Source organism: Bacillota bacterium (genome assembly GCA_024655925.1).
Lineage (GTDB): Bacteria > Bacillota > DTU025 > DTU025 > JANLFS01 > JANLFS01.
Genome location: JANLFS010000172.1, coordinates 1 through 3,423, shown reverse-complemented (window position 1 = coordinate 3,423; position 3,423 = coordinate 1). Strand labels below are relative to the sequence as shown.

The following is a 3,423-nucleotide window of genomic DNA, read 5'->3' as shown; positions in this document are numbered from 1 at the left end:
CCTCCTCGGAAACGGCCAAACTCGCCGAGCCCACGCCTGTGGGTGCGGGAGGAGGAAAGTAGATTGCGCAGCTGCGACACCTCCCACACCGCGTGTAGCCACAGCAAGCTCCATTAATGTTCATATTTGCGTTGATATTATGTCTAGAATGTATAGCAGGAAAACACTTGCCCGTGTCGAACCTATCTCTGGGTGTGACGCCGGATTGACCTGCGCAAATGATGCAGCATTGGAGGGCGCGGTGTTGGCCACGCGAAGGGTCTTCGTGGGACCTATCTTGATTGCCGCTTTGTTTGCGGTCTTCAGCTGTGTCCCGTGGGCTGCAGCGGCAGATAGCCAAGTGTGGCTGGCGGCGCGGGGTACACCTGCTAACACTGGTGCTGCCGACGCCGAAGGGCCCGCAACTTTGACCATCCTGTGGCACGTGGAACTCCCTGAACCTGCCACACTCCCCGCGGTAACGGGTCTAGAGGGGCAGCTGTTCGTGGCCTCGGGCAGCCGGTTGTTCAGTTTCACTTCAGATGGAACGGGTCTGTGGGAACTCGACATGGGGGACTGTGCAGTCGCCATGGCCTCGTCTCCTTCCGGGACCGTTCATCTTGGTCTGTCACTTGGACATCTCTGTGCGGTGTCAGCGTCAGGAACGATGCTGTGGGCACAAAGAGTCAAGGTTACTGGAGGGCTGTATGCCCTGGAAGACGGCACCGTCATCGCCGGAGGTGAGGAAGCCGTAGTTGCCACGGACCCAGGCGGAGAACGGAGGTGGGAATACCGGGTACTTCCAGACTGTTTTACCTGAGAAATCGTCTTTCCCGGACCGGTCCGGTCCCTAGCGGTCTCTGAAAGCGGCGAGATCGTAGTGAGCGGGTCGATCTTGCCTGACAGCCCAAGAGACGAAGAGAACGTCGTACATGTCGTGAGCCCAAAGGGGCGGTACATGCGCTCCATCTACTTCTCTCACAAGGCGGACGCCGTGTCAGTCAGTTGCGACGGCCACGTCATCCTCGTCTCGGAAGGTCAGCCATCAGCTGCTTTCCTCCTGACAGGCGAGAGACTCTGGCAGGACACTGTCCCCGCCTGGGGAGTGCCTGCCATCAGTGCAAGCGGGGATGTGTACTTGCTGGAAGGTGACCGGCGCACCCTGCGCATTCTTTCCCCGCAGGGTATGATCGTCCGGAGGATTCCCCTGCCCAGCCCAGCCTCTAACAGTCCAATTGTCGACCGGGCCGGCACAGCCTATGTCACTGCCGGAGGGCAGCTTCTGGCAATCTCGCCCGAATCGGGTGTGGAAGCGTCACTAGCCTTGCCGCCGGGCACAGATGTAGGCGCTCTTGCGCTTGTATCTGAAGAGAAGATCATCCTGTCGGTGGGATTAACACTGGTGTGCGTCGGAAACGTGCCGTGAGGTGGTTAGCCATTGCGGAGCGCTGTTCACCGTTGAGCGCTGGGCCCAAGAGACTAAGTATAGAAGGGGTGTAGCATATGCGCAAGCTGATGAGTGTCTGTGTGACCGGTCTCGCGCTCGTGTTCACCGTCATTGTCTTCACCCTCCCGGCACTGGCTGACTGCTCGAGCATAATCGTCGGCCGCAATGCTACGGTGGACGGGTCAGTATTGCTCGGACATAATGAGGACAACGGCGGGCGGATAGTGATGCCCCAGTATATCGTTCCGAGGATGACACACGAACCCGGGGAGGTCATCCGGTTTGAAAACGGGGGAACGACTCCCCAGGTGCCTGTCACGTGGGCCTTCATTTGGTCGCAGACGCCAGGTGGATCGTTCAGTGACTTGTTCATCAACGAGTGGGGCGTGGCAATCGCAAGTGACAACTGCGGGTCTACCAAGGAAGATGGTTACGACGTGCTGGTAGCTCGCGGTGATATCACCGACGGCGGCATAGGCTACCATATCCGTCGCATTGTTGCAGAGCGGGCCCGGACAGCGCGCGAGGGTGTGGAGCTCGCCGCAAAGCTTGCGGAGGAGTTCGGGTACATAGCAGCTGGCCGTTCATACCAAATCGCCGACGCCAACGAGGGCTGGCTGCTTCACCTAGTCCGTGGAAAACACTATGTAGCTCAGCGGGTTCCAGACGACAAGGTGGTGTTCATCCCCAACCAGTACGTCATTCGTGAAGTGGACCTCTCCGACACGGAGAACTTCATCGCCTCCCCCGACCTGATCGAGTATGCCATCAAGAGGGGATGGTACGATCCGGCAGACGGCAAGCCGTTCGATTTCTCAACTGCCTACCAGGCGCCTGCCACCGGAAAGACCAAGGAACGTGGGTACGATACACGTCAGTGGAGGGCACACCAGCTGATTACGGGAGAGACTCCAAAGACGACCCCTCTGCCCTTCGCCGTCACCCCGTCAAAGAAAATGTCCGTCTCTGATGTCGCGAAGATTCTTCGGGACCACTACGAGGGAACACCCTATGACAAGACCGATGGGTACAAGACGTCACCCCACTGGACTGACGAAAGAGTCATCTGCACCAGCAGCACCCAGGAAAGCTCAGTGGTGCAGCTGCGGGCGGGCCTTCCCGACCCAATGAAAGCTGTCTACTGGAGGACAACCGGCCGCCCGGACACGAGCCCTTATGTGCCCTGGTACTTAGGTATAACGTCTGTTCCAGACGGATACTTCTGGGCCGACCCCTCAGTCGGCAACTCGTTCCAGTTCAAGCCACATGCAGCGCTTTACGACTACGATCCCACCAAAGCATGGTGGACTTTCGAGACTCTCCAGACCATAGTAGATGGGCAGTATGGGGATACCATCGACAAGGTGTGCTCGGTGTGGGAAACCTTCGAGGAAGAAATGCTCGCGGATCAAGCAACAGTGGAGAGAACCGCGCAGCAGATTCTTGCCGTGGACCAGGAAGCCGGGATAGCGTTTCTCACCAGCTACACGAATAGCCTTGCCCAGAGAGCCTTGAGGCAAGCAAAGGATCTCATAGCCGAGCTTCCCACGGTGAAGATCGATATTCAGAGGCAGAGCGTGAAACTTAGCGAGACTGGCACCATCAAGGTGTCCATCCTGAGCTCACCGTTGTGCGACGGGGTGTTGTTCGATCCGAAGAGCGTGAAATTGGAGTCCGTGACACTAGGACCCGCGTACCGCAATCCGGGGACCTGGGTGAAGGCCAAAGGGGGAGTCTTCGAGGACGTGAACAGCGACGGCGTGGAAGACCTCGTAGCAGAGTTTGACATCGGGGCACTGGCCAAACTCATCTCGCCCGTATGCTACACTGACATGTGGTTGAGCGCCACGACCGATTCTGGGACACCATTAGTCGGGTGGGATCTGGTGAACTTCATGCCATAGGTCAGGTTCCCCTCACCGCATCCCGCCTGAAGCTGTCTGGTGCCGCAACCAGGTACCACCAGAGTCAAGACAGGCCCCCCGGTAACGGGGGGC

At 58.5% G+C, this 3,423-nt stretch carries 3 protein-coding genes; all 3 read left to right on the top strand.

What is annotated here, in order from left to right; genetic code table 11:
• Positions 1–244 precede the first annotated feature (244 nt).
• Complete coding sequence (locus NUW23_15585) at positions 245–799, top strand: PQQ-binding-like beta-propeller repeat protein (protein MCR4427578.1); 555 nt, start codon at positions 245–247, stop codon at positions 797–799.
• A gap of 75 nt (positions 800–874) precedes the next feature.
• Positions 875–1,405, top strand: a complete 531-nt coding sequence (locus NUW23_15580; protein MCR4427577.1) for a hypothetical protein — start codon at positions 875–877, stop codon at positions 1,403–1,405.
• A 77-nt stretch (positions 1,406–1,482) separates the two neighbouring features.
• The gene (locus tag NUW23_15575; protein ID MCR4427576.1) at positions 1,483–3,330 is read left to right on the top strand and encodes a C69 family dipeptidase; all 1,848 of its coding nucleotides are present in this window, start codon (positions 1,483–1,485) and stop codon (positions 3,328–3,330) included.
• The last annotated feature ends 93 nt before the right edge of the window (positions 3,331–3,423 follow it).

What these genes read in the sequence shown, in the direction of transcription:
- NUW23_15575 (MCR4427576.1), top strand. Translation starts at nt 1,483, where the DNA reads ATGCGCAAGCTGATGAGTGTCTGTGTGACCGGTCTCGCGCTCGTGTTC.